The 15,974-nt window shown below is 67.2% G+C and carries 17 protein-coding genes; 7 read left to right on the top strand and 10 right to left on the bottom strand.

Annotated features, from left to right (window positions below; translation table 11 throughout):
* Nucleotides 1-6 precede the first annotated feature (6 nt).
* Together NR101_RS12425 and NR101_RS12420 are read left to right on the top strand one after the other, a co-directional pair.
* Complete coding sequence (locus tag NR101_RS12425; protein ID WP_256775113.1) at nucleotides 7-909, top strand: LysR family transcriptional regulator; 903 nt, start codon at nucleotides 7-9, stop codon at nucleotides 907-909.
* Nucleotides 910-1,082: 173 nt separating this feature from the next.
* On the top strand, nucleotides 1,083-2,693 hold the full coding sequence (locus NR101_RS12420; protein WP_256775112.1) for an ABC-F family ATP-binding cassette domain-containing protein: 1,611 nt from the start codon (nucleotides 1,083-1,085) through the stop codon (nucleotides 2,691-2,693).
* A gap of 21 nt (nucleotides 2,694-2,714) precedes the next feature.
* On the opposite strand, the gene NR101_RS12415 is transcribed toward NR101_RS12420, so the two are convergent.
* Complete coding sequence (locus tag NR101_RS12415; protein WP_256775111.1) at nucleotides 2,715-4,046, bottom strand: GTP-binding protein; 1,332 nt, start codon at nucleotides 4,044-4,046, stop codon at nucleotides 2,715-2,717.
* Between the two features lie 69 nt (nucleotides 4,047-4,115).
* Here NR101_RS12415 and NR101_RS12410 point away from each other — a divergent pair, with 69 nt between their 5' ends.
* A complete protein-coding gene (locus NR101_RS12410) occupies nucleotides 4,116-4,487 on the top strand; it encodes a MerC domain-containing protein (protein WP_256775110.1) in 372 nt (123 codons plus the stop codon).
* A gap of 49 nt (nucleotides 4,488-4,536) precedes the next feature.
* Here the strand turns inward: NR101_RS12410 and NR101_RS12405 are convergent, their stop codons facing one another.
* Nucleotides 4,537-4,812: a metal/formaldehyde-sensitive transcriptional repressor gene (locus tag NR101_RS12405; RefSeq protein WP_256775109.1), complete on the bottom strand. Its 276-nt coding sequence runs from the start codon at nucleotides 4,810-4,812 to the stop codon at nucleotides 4,537-4,539.
* Nucleotides 4,813-4,862: 50 nt separating this feature from the next.
* Between NR101_RS12405 and dmeF the strand changes: the two genes are divergently transcribed.
* Nucleotides 4,863-5,963 (top strand): CDF family Co(II)/Ni(II) efflux transporter DmeF, encoded by a 1,101-nt coding sequence (dmeF, locus tag NR101_RS12400; RefSeq protein ID WP_256775108.1) that lies wholly within the window; start codon nucleotides 4,863-4,865, stop codon nucleotides 5,961-5,963.
* Here the strand turns inward: dmeF and NR101_RS12395 are convergent.
* Entirely contained in the window at nucleotides 5,935-6,282 is a 348-nt protein-coding gene (locus tag NR101_RS12395) for a hypothetical protein (protein ID WP_256775107.1), read from the bottom strand. The two genes, dmeF and NR101_RS12395, sit on opposite strands and share 29 nt — an antisense overlap.
* Nucleotides 6,283-6,388: 106 nt before the next feature.
* Here NR101_RS12395 and NR101_RS12390 point away from each other — a divergent pair, with 106 nt between their 5' ends.
* Nucleotides 6,389-6,811 (top strand): hypothetical protein, encoded by a 423-nt coding sequence (locus NR101_RS12390; RefSeq protein WP_256775106.1) that lies wholly within the window; start codon nucleotides 6,389-6,391, stop codon nucleotides 6,809-6,811.
* Between the two features lie 269 nt (nucleotides 6,812-7,080).
* On the opposite strand, the gene NR101_RS12385 is transcribed toward NR101_RS12390, so the two are convergent.
* The gene (locus tag NR101_RS12385; protein ID WP_256775105.1) at nucleotides 7,081-7,563 is read right to left on the bottom strand and encodes a transposase; all 483 of its coding nucleotides are present in this window, start codon (nucleotides 7,561-7,563) and stop codon (nucleotides 7,081-7,083) included.
* Nucleotides 7,564-7,708: 145 nt separating this feature from the next.
* Nucleotides 7,709-8,464 carry a hypothetical protein gene (locus tag NR101_RS12380; RefSeq protein WP_256775104.1) on the bottom strand — a complete coding sequence of 252 codons (756 nt, stop codon included), beginning with the start codon at nucleotides 8,462-8,464 and terminating at the stop codon, nucleotides 7,709-7,711.
* Nucleotides 8,465-8,743: 279 nt separating this feature from the next.
* Between NR101_RS12380 and NR101_RS12375 the strand changes: the two genes are divergently transcribed.
* A complete protein-coding gene (locus NR101_RS12375) occupies nucleotides 8,744-9,646 on the top strand; it encodes an MnmC family methyltransferase (RefSeq protein ID WP_256775103.1) in 903 nt (300 codons plus the stop codon).
* A gap of 19 nt (nucleotides 9,647-9,665) precedes the next feature.
* Here the strand turns inward: NR101_RS12375 and NR101_RS12370 are convergent, their stop codons facing one another.
* From NR101_RS12370 to NR101_RS12360, 3 genes are all read right to left on the bottom strand, one after another.
* Nucleotides 9,666-9,839 carry a hypothetical protein gene (locus NR101_RS12370; protein ID WP_256775102.1) on the bottom strand — a complete coding sequence of 58 codons (174 nt, stop codon included), beginning with the start codon at nucleotides 9,837-9,839 and terminating at the stop codon, nucleotides 9,666-9,668.
* 20 nt (nucleotides 9,840-9,859) lie between these two features.
* On the bottom strand, nucleotides 9,860-10,672 hold the full coding sequence (locus NR101_RS12365; RefSeq protein ID WP_256775101.1) for an alpha/beta hydrolase: 813 nt from the start codon (nucleotides 10,670-10,672) through the stop codon (nucleotides 9,860-9,862).
* Nucleotides 10,673-11,171: 499 nt separating this feature from the next.
* Nucleotides 11,172-12,275 (bottom strand): hypothetical protein, encoded by a 1,104-nt coding sequence (locus NR101_RS12360; RefSeq protein ID WP_256775100.1) that lies wholly within the window; start codon nucleotides 12,273-12,275, stop codon nucleotides 11,172-11,174.
* Between the two features lie 316 nt (nucleotides 12,276-12,591).
* Here NR101_RS12360 and NR101_RS12355 point away from each other — a divergent pair, with 316 nt between their 5' ends.
* Nucleotides 12,592-13,521 carry a hypothetical protein gene (locus NR101_RS12355; protein WP_256775099.1) on the top strand — a complete coding sequence of 310 codons (930 nt, stop codon included), beginning with the start codon at nucleotides 12,592-12,594 and terminating at the stop codon, nucleotides 13,519-13,521.
* Between the two features lie 103 nt (nucleotides 13,522-13,624).
* Here NR101_RS12355 and NR101_RS12350 read toward each other — a convergent pair whose 3' ends face one another.
* Both NR101_RS12350 and NR101_RS12345 read right to left on the bottom strand, forming a co-directional pair.
* Nucleotides 13,625-14,770 carry a YncE family protein gene (locus tag NR101_RS12350; RefSeq protein WP_256775098.1) on the bottom strand — a complete coding sequence of 382 codons (1,146 nt, stop codon included), beginning with the start codon at nucleotides 14,768-14,770 and terminating at the stop codon, nucleotides 13,625-13,627.
* 178 nt (nucleotides 14,771-14,948) lie between these two features.
* Entirely contained in the window at nucleotides 14,949-15,842 is an 894-nt protein-coding gene (locus NR101_RS12345) for an XVIPCD domain-containing protein (RefSeq protein WP_256775097.1), read from the bottom strand.
* Nucleotides 15,843-15,974: the final 132 nt, after the last annotated feature.

Here is a 15,974-nt window from a genome sequence, read left to right as displayed (position 1 = left end):
ACGGCCATGTCCGCGCTGGAAAACCTGGGCAACCTGCAGACCTTCGTGCACGTGGCCGACACCCGCAGCTTTGTCGAGACCGGGCGCCTGCTCGGTGTGTCCGCCTCGGCCACGGGCAAGACCGTCACCCGGCTGGAGCAGGCGCTGGGCGTCCGCCTGTTCCACCGCAGCACGCGCAGCGTGACCCTCACCGCCGAAGGCGAGCGCTTCCTGCTGCGCTGCCGGCGCATCCTCGAAGAGCTCGACGCCGGCCGGACCGAACTGGCCCAGCAGGCGGCCGCTCCTTGCGGCACGCTGCGATTGAGCCTGCCGCTGGTCGGTGACCTGTCGCTGCCGATCCTGTCCGATTTCATGGCCGCCTATCCGGGCATCCGCCTGGAGCTGGATTTCGACGACCGCATGGTCGATGTGATCGAAGAGGGGTTCGACGCCGTGCTGCGGGTCGGCGAGCCTTCCGACTCGCGGCTCAGCGCGCGGCGGCTCGGCGTTTTCCCGCGTTATCTGGTCGCCTCGCCGGATTACCTGGCGCGTCGCGGCGTCCCGCAGACGCCGTCAGACCTGCTGCAGCACGACTGCCTGCACTACCGCTTTCCCACCAGCGGCAAACTGGAACCGTGGCCGCTGCCGCGTGAACCCGGTGCGCCCGCGCTGGAGCTGCCGGTAGCGATGGTCTCCAACACCATCGAGGCCAGGCTGGCCTTTGCCCTGGCCGGCCGCGGCATCGGCTACATCCCCGAGCATTCGGTGCGCGACGCGCTGGCCGACGGGCGACTGCTCCGAGTGCTGCCCGAACAGATCCACGCCTGCGGCACCTTCCACCTGCTGTGGCCATCGGGACGCCACGTGCTGCCGAAGCTACGGGTGTTCATCGATTTCGTCAGTGCCCGGCTCACCGGCGTGAGCTGCTGAACAGCGGATATTCATCGCCTGCGCGGCGCGCAACTCTATACTGGCCGCGCGACAGCCAGTCGCCTGTGTAATGAGGTATGCCCGCATGCGCCATTGATGCCCCGCCGTCTGCTGACGGCCACTGACCTTCCCGCCGCGCGCGTGAGGGATTCAACGGCATCCATGGAGGTCGCATGACCGCATTCGCTCTCACGCTCGACAGCGTGACGTACACCCTGCCCGACGGCCGGGTCCTGTTTTCCGATATCAGCACGCACCTCGACACCACCCCGACCGGCCTGGTCGGGCGCAACGGTGTCGGCAAAAGCGTGCTCGCCAGTCTGTTGGCCGGGCAGCGCGCGCCCACCAGCGGGCAGATCCAGCGCACCGGCAAGGTCCATCTGCTGACCCAGCACAGCGGCGCGCCTGCCGGCAGCATCGCCGAGCTGGCCGGCGTCGCGCCGTTGCTTGCGGCGCTGACCCGGATCGAAGCGGGCAGCATCGCGCCGGCCGACTTCGCCAGCGTCGGCGAACGCTGGAACATCCGCGAGCAACTGCAGGCGCAGTGGCGGCAACTCGGGCTGCCTGCACTGGATCCGGATCGGCCGGCGGCCACGCTCAGCGGCGGCCAGGCCATGCAGGTGGCGCTGGCCGGTGCGCTGCTGTCCGACGCGGACGGCCTGATCCTGGACGAGCCCAGCAACCACCTCGACAGCGCCCACCGCACGCGCCTGCTCGATGCCCTCGCCGGCTGGCGCGGTGGCCTGATCGTGATCAGCCACGACCGCACCGTGCTGCAGGCCATGCAGCGCATCGTCGAACTCACCCCAGGCGGGCTGCACAGCTACGGCGGCAACTACGCTCTGTATGCCGAACAGAAGCAGCATGCGCGCGCTGCTGCCGAAGACCTGCTGGCCCTGCGCAAGCGCGAACGCCGCCAGCAGCAGGGCGAGCTGCGCCAACAGCGCGAGCGCCTGGAGCATCGCCAGTCGCGCGCGCAACGCGAGGCACGCAGCGCCAACCAGGCGCCGATCCTGCTCGGCGGGATGAAGAGCCGCAGCGAGAACAGCGCCGGGCGCTGGCAGGCCCGGCAGTTGGAGCGCGGCGCCGACATGGACGCCCGCGTGCGCGAGGCTGCCGCACAGGTGGAGGACGTCGTGGAGATCGCGTTGCTGGCACCCACGCTTCCCGAGCCCGGTCCGCAGCGTGTCGCCGAACTGATCGATGTGCAGTTGCCGTGGGCGGCGTCCCCATGGCAACGCATTACCGCGTGCGTGCAGCGCGGCCAGCGCATCGGCGTGCGTGGGCCTAACGGGAGCGGCAAGTCGACGCTGCTGCGGCTGCTTGCCGGGCAAATCCGGGCGCTGGCGGGCGAGTGCAGGGTGGCTGCCCGCGTAGCGCTGCTCGACCAGTCGCTTTCCGGGTTGCCAATGCAGGCCACGGCCCTGTCATTGCTGCAGGACGCGCATCCCGACGCCAGCGAAGCCACCCTGCGCACCCAGCTGGCCCTGCTGGGCCTGGATGCCACGCGCAGCTTGCGCCCGCTGTGCACACTCAGCGGTGGCGAGCGCCTGAAAGCCGCACTCGCCGCCGTACTGTACGCGCGCACGCCGCCGCAGTTGCTGCTGCTGGATGAGCCGGGCAACCACCTCGACCTGCCCTCGCTGGCCGCATTGGAGCAGATGCTCAACCAGTACAAGGGCACGCTGATGATCGTGTCCCACGACGCGGCGCTCCTGCAGGCCGTCGGCGTGACCCATCACCTGGACGCAGCCGACGGAGGTTGGGAGATCACGGCGTGTTAGGCGACGCATGGCTGCATCGCCTCATCCCCGCGACCACGCCGGGAAGGCATCGGGCAGCAGCTGCCACAGCATCGGGCCGGCGTGCATCTCCGCGTCGGTCAGCAGGCAGGCATCGAATTGCGCACGCAGCGCGCGCTCATCCATTTCCACCCCGATCACCGCCAGCTCCTGGCGGCGATCGCCCCACCAGGGGTGCCACATCCGCCGCATCGCCTGGTACTCACCGGCATCACCTACTTCGTCCACGCCCGGCATCGGTGCGGTCCAGCAGGACGCCTGCTGACGCACCCAACCGACATCGGTGTATGGCACCTGCGGCGGCGGCAGCAACGGTGTGCTGTCTTCCATCCCGGCCGCCACCCGCTCGCGGGCGGCGTACCAGAAGCCGGCCGCCTCGGTCCGCGTGGCCGCGCCCACGCTGGACAGCTCGCCCACCCGGTCCATGCGGTTGGCCAGCCAGAAGAACCCCTTGCTGCGGATCACCCCACCCAGCCCCTGTTCCAACAGCCGCGCGAACCGCTGCGGGTGGAGCGGCCTCCGGGCCCGATAGACGAAGCTGCTGATGCCGTATTGCTCGGTCTCCGGCGTGTGCACACCACGCAGCGCCTGCATCCAGCCCGGGGCCAGCTGCGCCTTGACGAAATCGAAGCGGCGCGTGTCCAGCACCTCATGCAGCGGCACGTTGCCCTGCTCGGAAAGTACCAGCCGCGCCTCGCGATTCATCGCGCGCAGCACCGCCAGCGTCGACTGCAGCGCGTCATCGTCGACCACATCGCACTTGCTGACCACGATCACATCGGCGAACTCGGTCTGTTCGGCGAGCAGGTTCACCACCCCACGCGCATCGTCCTGTCCGGCCTGCTGCCCGCGATCGACCAGCCGATCGGTCGAACTGAAGTCATCCAGGAAATTCGCCCCGTCCACCACCGTCACCATCGTATCCAGGCGTGCGATGTCATTGAGGCAGAACCCGTCCGCGTCGCGTACCGAGAACGTCGCCGCCACCGGCATCGGCTCGGCGATCCCGGTGGACTCGATCAGCAGGTAGTCATAGCGCCCCTCGGCGGCCAGCCGCTTCACCTCCTGCAGAAGATCGTCGCGCAGCGTGCAGCAGATGCAGCCATTGCTGAACTCCACCAGCGTCTCCTCGGTGCGGCTCAGCGTGGCGCCGCCATCGCGCACCAGCTGTGCGTCGATGTTGATCTCGCTCATGTCATTGACGATCACCGCCACGCGGCGCCCCTCGCGGTTGTGCAGCAGTTGGTTGAGCAGGGTGGTCTTGCCGGCGCCAAGGAAGCCGGACAACACGGTCACCGGCAGGCGGGCGTCGAGAGGAGCAGCAATGGCGGTCATGGCGGGACAGGTTCGGGCGGGGATTGAAATGTTACTATATAACATTCACAGATCCGGTCCCCCACCCACATGAAACGTGCTTCCACCCTGCTCGATGCCGGTGCCATCGCCTTGTCCAGCCTGTGCCTGCTGCATTGCCTGGCCCTGCCGGTGCTGGCCGCTGCCCTGCCGCTGTTTGGCGTCTGGGCCCAGGCCGAATGGGTCCACGTGCTGTTCGTGGCCATCGCCGCGCCGCTGACCGGCTTCGCCCTGTGGCGCGCCGACCGCCAGCAGCGCCTGCCTGCTGCGGCCCTGGCCAGCGCTGCATTGGGGTTGCTGCTATTGCTGGCCGGCGCCGCCGAGTGGCCCAGCCACGACACCGAAACGCCAATGACCGTCGCCGGCAGCCTGCTGCTTGCCGCCACCCATGTGTGGAATGCCTGGCGTCGGCACAGGCACTGAGGGGCTCAGGCCACGGACCCTGCCGTAGCCACGCAGGCGACCGTTGCGCCTACTTCCCGTAGGCGCGCAATAGCTTCACCAGCACCTGCGCCTCGGCCGCGCGCTCGGCCGGATCACTGGGGCTGACCACGTGCGCCTGCAGATGTTCGTCCAACAGCGCCATCAGCAGGCCGTGCGCGGCACCCCGCACCGCCGAAGCCTGCATCAGCACATCGGTGCAGTCGGCCTCGGTCGATTGCAGGGAGGTTTCCAGTGCGGCCACCTGGCCGGCCATACGCCGGACCCGGGCCAGCAGCGCGTTTCGTTGGTGTTGGACGTGCGACATGGGACAGGAGAATATACCCTATGGGGGTATATTCCCATCGGGCCCGCCCCATGTCCCTCCTCGCCGCCGCCGCCGACGCCCGCCGCCACAGCCACCGTTTCGACGACGGCAACCCGCTGGCCGAGCGCAACACCCGGCGCGCCCTGTGGCTGACCGCAGCGATGATGGTGGTGGAGATCCTCGGCGGCTGGTGGTTCAACTCCATGGCGGTGCTGGCCGACGGCTGGCACATGAGCTCGCACGCACTTGCCTTGGGAATGGCCGTGTTCGCCTATGCCTGTGCCCGGCGCTACGCGCACGACGGCCGCTTTGCGTTCGGCACGTGGAAGATCGAAATCCTCGGTGGCTACACCAGCGCGATCGCGCTGCTGGGCGTCGCGTTGCTGATGGCGGTGCAATCGGCGCAGCGGCTGTTCTCGCCCAGTGCCATCCACTACGACCAGGCCATCGCCATCGCCGTGGTGGGATTGGGCGTCAACCTGCTGTGCGCGTGGTGGTTGCATGACAGCCACGGGCACGATCACGGGCACCACCATGGGCACCAGCACGGTCACGGACATTGGCACGGTCAAGGCGGTGCGCGGGACCACGACTCAACCCACGCCGATCAGCATCGTCAGCACCATGACGCTGACGATGCACACGCCCACGGCCTCGTCGCGCAGGATCTGAACCTTCGCTCGGCCTACCTCCACGTGATCGCCGACGCAGCCACCTCGGTGCTCGCCATCGCTGCGCTGGTGGGTGGCAAGTTCTGGGGCGCGGCCTGGCTGGACCCGGTGATGGGCCTGGTCGGCGCGGTACTGGTCACCGTGTGGGCGGCGGGCCTGCTGCGCGACACCGGCCGGGTGCTGCTGGATGCGCAGATGGACGCCCCGGTCGTGGCCGAAGTGCGTGAGGTGATCGAGCAAGGCCCGTGGGCAGCGCACCTTGCGGACCTGCACGTTTGGCAGGTCGGTCGCGGCAAGTACGCGGTCGTGGCCAGCGTGGTGAGCGACACCGAGGTGACGGCCGATACGCTTCGTGAAGCCTTGTCCCTCCACGAGGAGCTGGTGCACATCACGGTGGAGGTACATCGGGTGGAAACGGTAATGGGTGATCCTTTACCTACCGCTTACCCTCTCACCGATGGAACACCATCGCCACGATGAACAACGCCAGCGGCGCGGCACTGAGCACGGTGCCGACGACACCCAGCCAAGGCCAGCGTTCCTGCCGAACCCGCGAGCCGACGGTAGCGATCAGCCCGATGGCGGCAGCACCCAGCACGCCGATCGCCGTCGCCCCGCTCGTGCCCACGCCGACCGTGGGGCTATCGGTCGCCAGCCGCACGAGATAGCCGGCCAGGCCACCCAACGGGAGCCCAAGGAAGCTGCATACGCCCAGCCAAGGCCAGCGTTGCACCATCGTTGCCCGTGGCGACGACACAACGTGCGGCGGCGCGGTATCCAATGGTGTGTTGTCCTGCATGTCAGCCTCCCCGGTTCACCCAACCGTACACCATCGCCCGCCGTGCACGGTCCCTCCCGCTCGCTACGCCACAATGCGGCAATACCCGCTACCAGGAGGACCCGCCATGCGCGTCGTCACCCGCCTGCTACTGCTGTCACCCCTGTTGCTCAGCGCCTGCCGGAACGCCGACACCGGCGCCGGCACGTTCTCCTCCGATCCCATGCTGGGGTGCTATGCCACCCATCCACGCAAGCCGGCGGAGTTCCGCATCGAGCAGCAGCAGGGCCAGTACTACGTGGCGTTCAACCGCGACGAGCAGTGGCAACGCGACGATACCGTCCTGCAGGTGTCCTCGCGAGCGGACATCGCCCGCTTCTTCAAGGATGACGCCGATCAGATCGACAAGGCGCTGGTGCGCCCGAACGGCGGGTTCGGCATCTTCCACTTCAATCCAGTTGCCACCCTCAAGGGCAAGGACAAGGACAGCGACTACATGGCACTGGTGCTGATCGGCGCCGGGCCAGTGTTCAAAGTGCGCTGCGGCTGAGTCCAGCCGGCGAGCCGCGGATGTGCAATTGACGACGTCGCACTAGCCTCTCCTCCGGCAGTGCGGGGGGACGCTGTGCGTTCCTTCCGGTGCCCATGACCCACCGGAAAGTGACGCAGTAACGCCGGCGGGCAACTCCCCGTGCCTGCCGCCATCGCCCTTCTCCCGAACTGCCGGCCGTGCGACGCACGCGCGCGGCAACGCCAGTACCCATCCTCTGCAGTACCCCACCCGCAGACGCGCGCAGACGGGCAGCGCGGGACCGTACTTCAACACGGCCCGTCCCCACGGGCGATGCGATGGATGGAGCTGTACGGCCACTCGGCCGCTTCGCGCACATGGCCGTGCCTGACCGGATTCTGGTGCACGTAGGCCACGTGCCGGTCGAAGTCCTCCGTATCCAGAATGCGGTGCTCGCGGAAACCGCTGTGCCATAGCGGACGTGCCGTGCGGTCGCGGCGCAGCACCGCGCGCGGGGGCATGCCCGGGAGCTGCCGATCGAAGATCGCCTGGATCTGGGTCCAGCGCCGATGACCGTCGTCGTCACCCTCCGGCAGCGTCCACACCCCGTGCAGGTGGTCGGGCAGCACCACGATCGCGTTGATCCGGAACGGGCGGGCCAGCTGCGCCACCCGGAACGCGAGGCGCAGGCCCTGGGCCTGCTCGATCAGCAGGCGGCTCTGCCGATCACGCAGGTGCGCACTGAAGAAGTACGCGTTGCCGGGCTGCCAGGGGCGGTGATCGTAGGGCATGGGCGCAGTCTGCGATTGCCAGCCTCTGACCACGATCGGTCCGCGCCTGAAGCGCGTATCGGACTGCTACGCGCCCCTGCATCGGCGTTGGCTCACCACCGCGTCGGGAGAGCGGAACAGCGCGCGCAGGGTGCCTCCACACCGCTCAGCGGTACTGCGCCTCGCAGGTCCTTGTGACCTGGGACGAAATGTATCCCTTGAGGCCGATATCCTCGCGTGCATCCAACCGCGCGGCAGCCTTCGACGCCTCCGGCAGCAACCGTACAAGCGCCTGGCTTACCGGCACCGACCAGGTCTGCGGCGCGGCTCCCGGATCGGCCGACGATTCCCCCTCGGTCCACGGCAACATCATCAGCTTCTGCGAGCGCGAACTGAGTACCCGTGTCGGTGCATTCCCATACTCGATGACCACGTGCATCACCGGAGAATCGTCGGTCCAGATCCCACCGGTGTAGTAGTCCTCCAGCACCTCGCGCAGCCGGGCGCCCCCCAGCAGGCGGTGCATCTGGTCTTGTATCTGACTGGTCGTGCAGGCCGGCACCCGGGTCGAGGCCGACGTCGCTGCATACCTCAACACATCCCGCGGCCGCACCCGGCGCGCCACCTCCTCCACGGCGCGCTCGCGCGTCCACGCAGGCGCCGACAGTGCCCACAGCAACTCCCCCACGCGCTGCGCCGGGACGCTGTCGGTGGTCACCGGACCGTTGCCGCCCATGTCCAGCTGCGAGCGCCGCACGAAGGTACGGCGGCCCTCCCCCGGGCGAAGCCGATGGACTTCTTCGGCGCGCTCCCATCCGGAGTAGGTGTAACGGATCTCGATCCCACGCACATCCTGCAGCGCGGTCCCCTGCGGCGGCGGATGCGAGCCGTTGCAGGCGGTCAGCGCCAGCAGGGCCGTCATGGCCAACAGGCTGCGCCAGCGGCTGCCGAGCCCGGTCAGCGCATCCAGGGCCAGCCTGATTCTGATGGCGCGGTGGCGCGGTGGCGCGGCAAGGCGCCGACGCAGCGGCGGATGGTTCCCATGGTCCGGTGCATCTCACATTCCTGGAAAACGATGCAACCGCCTGCCCTGCCCCGACCGCGGAAACGGCCAGGAACCGGCAAGGCGCCAGAACGCACTATAGCGGTGCCCGATGACAGCCGACCGCCGTCAGGCGGCATTGCCGCGTGGTCAGGTACGATGCCCACCCCTGACTACCCTGTCACCCGGCCGCCTCACGGCGGGGTGTTCCCGACTCCCGTGCCCCATTACACCGGTCCCCTGCTGACCCTTCCGCTCGCCCAAGCCCTCGCCCGCGCCCGTGATGCCGGCGCCGGCGAGTGGACCGGCTCGCTCGATCTTGGCCGCTCCACCGGCACCGCCACCCTGGCTGCCGACCACTGGTTGTGGAAGGGCGCGCGCTACGACTACCCCGGCAAGACCCGCGACCGCACCCTGTACTACTGGGATGGCGAGGAATTCCTGGCGGTGTCCCGGTTCGGTTCGGCACTGATCAAGTTGGTGCCCACCGACTGGGACGCCCCCACCTTCGAGATCGATGGCATCAAGATGCTGCCAAGCGCGCAGGTGTCGCCGTTCGAGGATGCGCGGCGCAAGGTGGCGTTGATCGCGCCATCGGGCAAGACCGTGCTCGATACCTGCGGCGGGCTCGGCTACTTCGCCGCCTGCTGCCTGGAAGGCGGCGTAGCGCGCATCCAGTCGTTCGAAAAAAATCCGGACGTGCTGTGGCTGCGCACGCTCAACCCGTGGTCGCCAGACCCGGACGCCGCCAGCAGTGGGGGCCGGCTGTCACTGACCCAGGGCGATGTTTCGCTGGCGATCGAGGCGCTGGAGACCCGCTCGGTCGATGCCATCCTGCATGATCCGCCGCGCTTCGGCATTGCCGGTGAACTGTACTCGCAGGTGTTCTATGACCAGCTGGCGCGGGTGATCCGCGACGGCGGGCGCATGTTCCATTACACCGGCGCACCCAACAAGCTCACCAGCGGTCGCGATGTGCCGCGGGAAGTGGCCAAGCGGTTGGAGAAAGCGGGTTTCAAGGCGGAGCTGGCGCTGGACGGGGTGCTGGCGGTCAAGCGGTAAGGGCGTTGGCCACCCGACCTCAATCACCGCGCGGCAGCTTCTTCGCCCACATGTTGTCGACCAGGTTCGGATAGGCCCGGCCATTTTCCTCGGCGCGTTGCCGCGCGGCGTCTTTCTGCGCCGGCGACAACGGCGAGGATTTCCCGCCGCTGGGATTGGGCTTCTTCCACGGCGGGGTTCGGGTCTGGCGCATGGCCGGATGCTAACGCAGCTTCACTTCGCCAGGAAGGCGACCAGCGCCGCATTGAACTGCTCCGGGTGGCTGGCATTGCAGCCATGCGGCGCATCCTTGAGCACCACCGCCTCGCTACCGGCAATGGCCGCGTGGGTGCGCTTGCCAGACCCTTCATACGGCACCGTGCCGTCGCTGTCACCGTGCAGCACCAGGGTGGGCACCGTTACCTTCTTGAGGTCGTCGCGGAAATCGGTGGTACCGAAGGCCTTCATGCAGCCCAGCGCGGCGGTCTGGTCCGACTGCTTGCACAGCTCGATGGCCTCCTGCCGCTGCTTCTCGCTGACCTTCAGCACGCCCTTGGCGCTGAAGAAGTCCTTGGTGAAACCGTCAAAGAAACTGTCGCGGTCGCGCTCCAGGCCTTGGCGCATCTCATCGACCTTGGCCTGGGTGAGCGGGCCTTCGGGGTTGTCCGGGGTCTGCAGCATGTACGGCGGCACCGCCGAGGCAAACACCACGCTGTGCAGGCGCTGCTCACCATGGCGGGCGATGTAGCGCGCCACTTCGCCGCCGCCCATCGAGAACCCGACCAGCGTGGCGTCCTTCAGGTCGAGGTCGTTGAGCACCCCGGCCAGGTCATCGGCCAGCGTGTCGTACTCGTAGCCGTCGGCCGGCTTGTCCGATCGCCCGAAGCCGCGACGGTCGTAGGCCACCACGCGGTAACCGGCATCCTTCAGCACCGGGATCTGCGCCTTCCAGGATTCAGCCGACAACGGCCAGCCGTGGATGAGCACCACCGGGCGGCCGGTACCGCCGGTATCTTCAACGTGCAGACGAACGGGGGAAGCAGCCATGGGGAATCCTTCGAGCGATGGGAAAGGAGTGATCGATCCTAGGCAAGTGCGATGGCCCATCCTGTGAAAAATGCGGCGGCGGCGATGACATCGCCTGCACAGGTCTGAGCGCTTCATCTGACCCTTACGTTGCCTGCACGGTCTCAATCTGTGAGACGGACATTGCCCATAGTGCAATCCGCACCAACGCCACAATGAGCCGGCTCGGATGGACCTTCGCCCGCTATACCCTCGCGCCAACGCCCCCGTCGTACTGGCGATTCCCCGCATCACCTGCGGCGGACTTGCGCGTACGTTGCTGTTGCATGGCGTGGGCGTGCATCCGGCATCGCGGGCCGCGTTGAGGGAGGCGCTGCGAGCTGCAGGGCAGCGCGGGCGATGTGCTGGCTGCCTGGCAGGCAGAGTGGCAAGCTGCTGCGCATCCACCGTGCCAGCCTGACGAGCCGCGCCAGCGCGCCTCACCGCGTTCGCCCCAGCCCTCGCCTTGAGTGACTTCCGATCAGTGCGACGACACTGAAGCCTGCAGCGCAACTCGCCGGGAACCCAGCGTCGCGTAGGTGAAGGCCAGTTCATTACCGAGCGATGGCGGCACGACCTCCGGCTGCGAAACCGGAGTGGACTGCCGGTACCAGCGACCGCCCACGCGCACGAACTGCGCGCTCTCCAAGCCCTGCCGGCCACGCCGCGTGCGCGCGTGCATCACTTCCTGGATCGGCCCGGCCACCGTCTCGCGCATCACCAGCTTGCGCTGTCCCCACATCCGCAGCGCGGGCAGACACAGCAGCAGCACCCAGAGCATCATCACCACCAGGCCGATGCCCAGCCAGGCGCTGAAACCACGGCTGACGCCCGGCAGGAAAGCCAGCACGACCAAGGCGAGCACCATCGCACCGCCCCACCATGCGGCGGCCTGCAACAGCGCGCGCGGGCGTGCCATCAAGCGCTTCCAGTCACGCGAGACCATGGGTGCGGCCTCGACGGCCTGCGCGTGCAGGGTCGGATATTCCACCTGCAGCAGGTGTCCAGGGCGGACCGCGTTGAAGACCAGGCGAATGGGCGTGCCAGCGACGGGGCCGACGATCTGGTGAGCGACAAAACCCAGCAACTCTTCGCTGCCCGGCGACTCCTCCACCACAGAACAGGATCGGCCATCGACCAGATAGGCACGGCCTTGACCGCCAGAGGCGGGCAGGATCTGCGCCGCATCCAGGCGTCCCTCCACCACGATGACCTGGCCCGATGCCAGCACGTCACGCAGCGATGCCATGCGAAGACGCCGATGGACGACGGCGATGATGATCGCGATCACCCCGATGGCGGCGGCCACGAACGTGGGAATCAGCGTCGGTGCTGCGCCGCTGGTATGCATACCCAACCAGGCTGCGAATGCGGTGATGACCAGCGCCACGCCGATGGCGAAGCGCAGCAGCGCGGTACCGGCATCGCGCTGGAAACGCAGATCGTCCTCCAGCCGGGTACGCAGGTCAGCCGGTAGGGGCTGGGCGTTGGAAAAGGGAGGGTTGGACATCCTGGTCTCGATCCTGAGAGGCAACCGGTCATGGCCGCACGAGTTGATTATGGCCGAGAGGACGCTCGGCGGCACCAACGCAGGGAAGCAATCGCCTCTTCACTAGGTCGGACGGCCCCCTTCATGCCTCGGAAGCGTGAAGCACTGGAGTGCCGCAGGCAGCAGGAGAAGGCAGCCACGATGATTAATAGTTAGATCAAACGAACAGGGTGAAATTCTTGAGGGTGGCATTTACTTAGCTCGACACGCTGTCAGGAATCTCCCGATAGCGAATCAGAGAATTCTGACTCCGCTGATGGGATATATACAGGAGAATCGTTGGTCGGCAGATCGAGTATCCACTGCCAAGACCGGCTCTCTGAGCCCCCTTTCCAGATTGGAGCAATTCGACGTGCTGCCACTCGTACCCAAGCTTACCTGCCTGGCCGATGCTGCTACACGGCGAGATCATTCATTGGGACTCATCGACGATGAGCGTGCCTACGTTGCAACCCTGCTTGCCCGTACTCGCGACCTCTGGTCGCTGCTTGGCGGGTCAAGCCAATACGTTGCCTTCCAACCCAGCACCGTGGCCGAGCGAAAGTATGGAATCGATGGCATTTTGCTGATCCACGCATTCGATTGCTTCAAGGTCGTTGCGTTTGAAGCGAAGCGACCCGGATTTGGCTTACCACGCAACTGGGACGCCACGCTCTACCCTCCTCACCCACACCTATCCCGCTTCAACCGACAGCTGGAGTCCCAAAAGGCCATCCAGCTGGACGGCTGGGTGACCGGCGGACTCTTCATCAACGAACTCCCTCCTGGTGAGCCAGGAATTGCGACGGCAGATAAGCTGGGATCCACATTCATCGAGTGGAGAATCCTCCATCCATATTCTGCGAATGTTGTTGCCACTTTTCCCCACAAGTGGAAGACCAGCGATCTGGCTGCCCTGATGCTTACACCTGGCGTCCAGGCTCTTGGCCTTGAGGACCTGCTCACACGGGTGGTCAACTGTGAGGACGGCACTCCCATGGATCGGGGAAGGCTCCTGCAGTCGGCTAGAACATTCAATGCCGCTGCAAAGGCTGCCCGCGCGCGAATCGAAAGCCCGCAGCGTGACGAGCCTGAGCCGGAGCGGAATGGCGAAGAGGACGAGAGCGACTCCATCCCCGCGCTGTTGCGTGCACTCTGCCGCAATACCGGTGCTGGGTTTGCGCTGATGCTGGACGTGCGTGATTCGACAGACCTTCTGCGCTCGCGCTGGAGAGAGAAGCAGCTTGATGCCGCGCTGAGTCCACCCAGCAAAACAGAGCGGCCCACCGGCGAGCGCTTCTAGTGAAACGGACCCATGGGAGTGGAATGACGGGGAATTCGGTCACCCCAGCACTTGCCATGCCCGACTGCGTTCCCACAGCCGGGCATGTTGATGATGGCAGCCGTTACAGCGCAATCCGCGCCACAGACTCCTCACTGCCCTTGGCGTCCTTCTCGCCATTCTTCACCGACACGTACAGCACGTTGTTCTTGGCATCCAACGCCAGGCTGTTCGGGTGGGTCGGCACGGCGTAGGTCGCCACCGGCTTGTACGTATCGCTGTTGTAGGCGGTGACGGTGCCGCCGTCGCGGTTGGTCACGTACAGGCGCTTGCGCGGTGCATCCAGCAGGATGCCCAGCGGACCGGCGTCGGTGGCGATGCTGGCCAGTTCCTTGCCGGTGCCGCGGTCGATCACCAGCACGCGCTGGCCTGGGTGCGACGAGGTGAAACCGGAGCTGCTGGCCTGGTACTTGCGGATCATCTCCGAGCCCTGGTCGGTGACGAACAGGCGCTTGCCGGCCGGGTCCAGCGCGATGTTCATCGGCTGCTCGGCACCCACCTTGAAGCGCGTCTCCACCTTGCCGCTGTCGGTGCCGACGGTGACCACTTCGGCCAGCAGGTTGGAGGTGTACACGCGCTTGCCCTTGGCATCCAGCGCCAGGCCCGGCGCCTTGGCGTTGCCCAGGCCGGGGATGGTGCTGATCACCTTCAGCGTCTGCGTGTCGACCACGAACAGCACGCTGCCGTCGCCGGAGTGACCGGTGACGTACAGGCGGTGGTTGGGCGCATCGACCACCAGCTCACGCAGGTCGTGGGTATAGGACGCCTTGCCATCCTTGCCCACCACCTTCTCCATCAGCTGCACGGTGCCAATGGCCTTGTTCGCGGCGGTGTCGACCACGGTGACCGAGGTGTCCACGGTGTTGCCGACATACAGGCGGTCGCCGGCGTCATCGAGCACCACGCCAAAGCCCTTGCGCTCCAGCGGAATGCGGGCTTCAACGGCGAGGGTTTCCGGGTTCAGGCGCAGCACCTGCGCCGGGCCGGCGGCATCGCCGAAGCCGCCCGAGGAGGCGACGAACACGGCGTTTTGCTTCGGGCTGAAGGCCAGCTCGTACAGTCCTTGGGCGATGGGCTTGCGCTGGACGGCGGCGGCAGTAGCGGCCGAGGTGGGCGCGGCGGTGTCAGCGGCGAACGCGGACGGCGCGCCGAGGGTCAGGCTGACGGCGAGGGCCAGGGCGGCCGAACGGAAAACGGAACGAGGGTGCATGCGAGCTTCCTTGGATGGGCACGGGGGTGTCCTGGCTCGCGGGGCCGTTGTACAACGGCCGGCCCGTGCAGCGGTTCGTGCAGGGCAGGCTGGCTATGGCTCGGGCATGGTAGCAGGCTGAAGACGTCACGTCCGGCAGGGCCGCGTCATGGCGGCACCTGCAGCGCGCGCCGTTATGTCACTTCGCCCGCTTCAACGACTCATCCACCGCCGTCTTGGCCGCTACCTCGGTCGGCATGCTCGCCCGCAGGTGCGCGGGGTCATCACGGTCGCCCTGGACGATGAAGATGTTCTCGGCCGCTGCGTTGTCCTCGGTGCGCCTGCTCAGCAGCACGTGGTCCACGCGGGAGAGGTTGTTCTGCTTGGCCAGGGCCAGCAGGCTGGCGCTGATGCGCTCGCTGGTGGCGTCGAAGGTGCGGCCGTTGGCGGCGTCCAGCTCGGCTACCTTGCTGTTGAGCTGGGTCAGCAGGCGGTGGTCCGGGTGGGCGGGATCGGCCGGTGTCGCCGGCGGCGGCGCGGGACGGCGCGCGGCCTTCTGCCGTTCCATCTCGGCCAGGCGGCGTTGCCACACATCGCGCTCGGGCAGCGGGTTGTGGTGCTCGGTATTCAGTGCGCTGCCCGGGACCGGTGCTGCAATGCACTGCACTTCCGGCTGGTTGAACAGCACCGCGAACTCGCTGTCGTGGTCGGTATCGGCGCCGGTCTGCCGGTGGATGCCGGCGTGGCCGAGTGCGGCCCAAGCAAAATCCACGCAGCTGCTGGTGAACACCGGCCCGTTGATGTTGAAACCGTGCGCGGCCGGATGCGCGCCGAACGCGCGGATCCTGTCGAACTGTTCCCGGGTGATCTCCAGGGTGCGGGCGTAGTAGGGATCCTTGTAGGTATCCGCATCGGTGTAGGACACCACGCCCGAGGCCGCATCCGGGGCCGGGCCGAAGCCGTAGCTGTCCCGCTGCGCGCCGTGCGCGGTCTGCAGGTACATGTGCCCCATGAGCGCGGTGCCGCCGCCCTCGAGCGGTGTGCCCGGCGCGGCCAGGTAAATGGTCACCGTGTAGTGTTCGTTGTGCTCCATGCTCACTCAGCCCTGTCTGAAACCGACCCTTGCCCCGCGCCGTTCGATTGTCGAATGGCGGTCCTTGGTGGGGATGATCGCATAGGCGGGTGAAGGGGCAGCAAGTCTGCGTTCTGCCTCGAAGGCTGGGCC

Source organism: Stenotrophomonas sp. Ste86 (assembly GCF_024519465.1).
Taxonomy (GTDB): Bacteria; Pseudomonadota; Gammaproteobacteria; order Xanthomonadales; family Xanthomonadaceae; genus Stenotrophomonas.
This window is presented reverse-complemented; position numbering and strand designations above follow the sequence as displayed.

Excerpts from the sequence above, each read along its gene's own strand:
- NR101_RS12395 (WP_256775107.1), bottom strand. The coding sequence starts at position 6,282 with ATGCAGGACAACACACCATTGGATACCGCGCCGCCGCACGTTGTGTCG.
- NR101_RS12380 (WP_256775104.1), bottom strand. The coding sequence starts at position 8,464 with ATGACGGCCCTGCTGGCGCTGACCGCCTGCAACGGCTCGCATCCGCCG.
- NR101_RS12375 (WP_256775103.1), top strand. The coding sequence starts at position 8,744 with ATGCCCACCCCTGACTACCCTGTCACCCGGCCGCCTCACGGCGGGGTG.
- NR101_RS12420 (WP_256775112.1), top strand. The coding sequence starts at position 1,083 with ATGACCGCATTCGCTCTCACGCTCGACAGCGTGACGTACACCCTGCCC.
- NR101_RS12345 (WP_256775097.1), bottom strand. The coding sequence starts at position 15,842 with ATGGAGCACAACGAACACTACACGGTGACCATTTACCTGGCCGCGCCG.
- NR101_RS12425 (WP_256775113.1), top strand. The coding sequence starts at position 7 with ATGTCCGCGCTGGAAAACCTGGGCAACCTGCAGACCTTCGTGCACGTG.
- NR101_RS12370 (WP_256775102.1), bottom strand. The coding sequence starts at position 9,839 with ATGCGCCAGACCCGAACCCCGCCGTGGAAGAAGCCCAATCCCAGCGGC.
- NR101_RS12365 (WP_256775101.1), bottom strand. The coding sequence starts at position 10,672 with ATGGCTGCTTCCCCCGTTCGTCTGCACGTTGAAGATACCGGCGGTACC.
- NR101_RS12410 (WP_256775110.1), top strand. The coding sequence starts at position 4,116 with ATGAAACGTGCTTCCACCCTGCTCGATGCCGGTGCCATCGCCTTGTCC.
- NR101_RS12350 (WP_256775098.1), bottom strand. The coding sequence starts at position 14,770 with ATGCACCCTCGTTCCGTTTTCCGTTCGGCCGCCCTGGCCCTCGCCGTC.
- dmeF (WP_256775108.1), top strand. The coding sequence starts at position 4,863 with ATGTCCCTCCTCGCCGCCGCCGCCGACGCCCGCCGCCACAGCCACCGT.
- NR101_RS12385 (WP_256775105.1), bottom strand. The coding sequence starts at position 7,563 with ATGCCCTACGATCACCGCCCCTGGCAGCCCGGCAACGCGTACTTCTTC.
- NR101_RS12390 (WP_256775106.1), top strand. The coding sequence starts at position 6,389 with ATGCGCGTCGTCACCCGCCTGCTACTGCTGTCACCCCTGTTGCTCAGC.
- NR101_RS12415 (WP_256775111.1), bottom strand. The coding sequence starts at position 4,046 with ATGACCGCCATTGCTGCTCCTCTCGACGCCCGCCTGCCGGTGACCGTG.
- NR101_RS12405 (WP_256775109.1), bottom strand. The coding sequence starts at position 4,812 with ATGTCGCACGTCCAACACCAACGAAACGCGCTGCTGGCCCGGGTCCGG.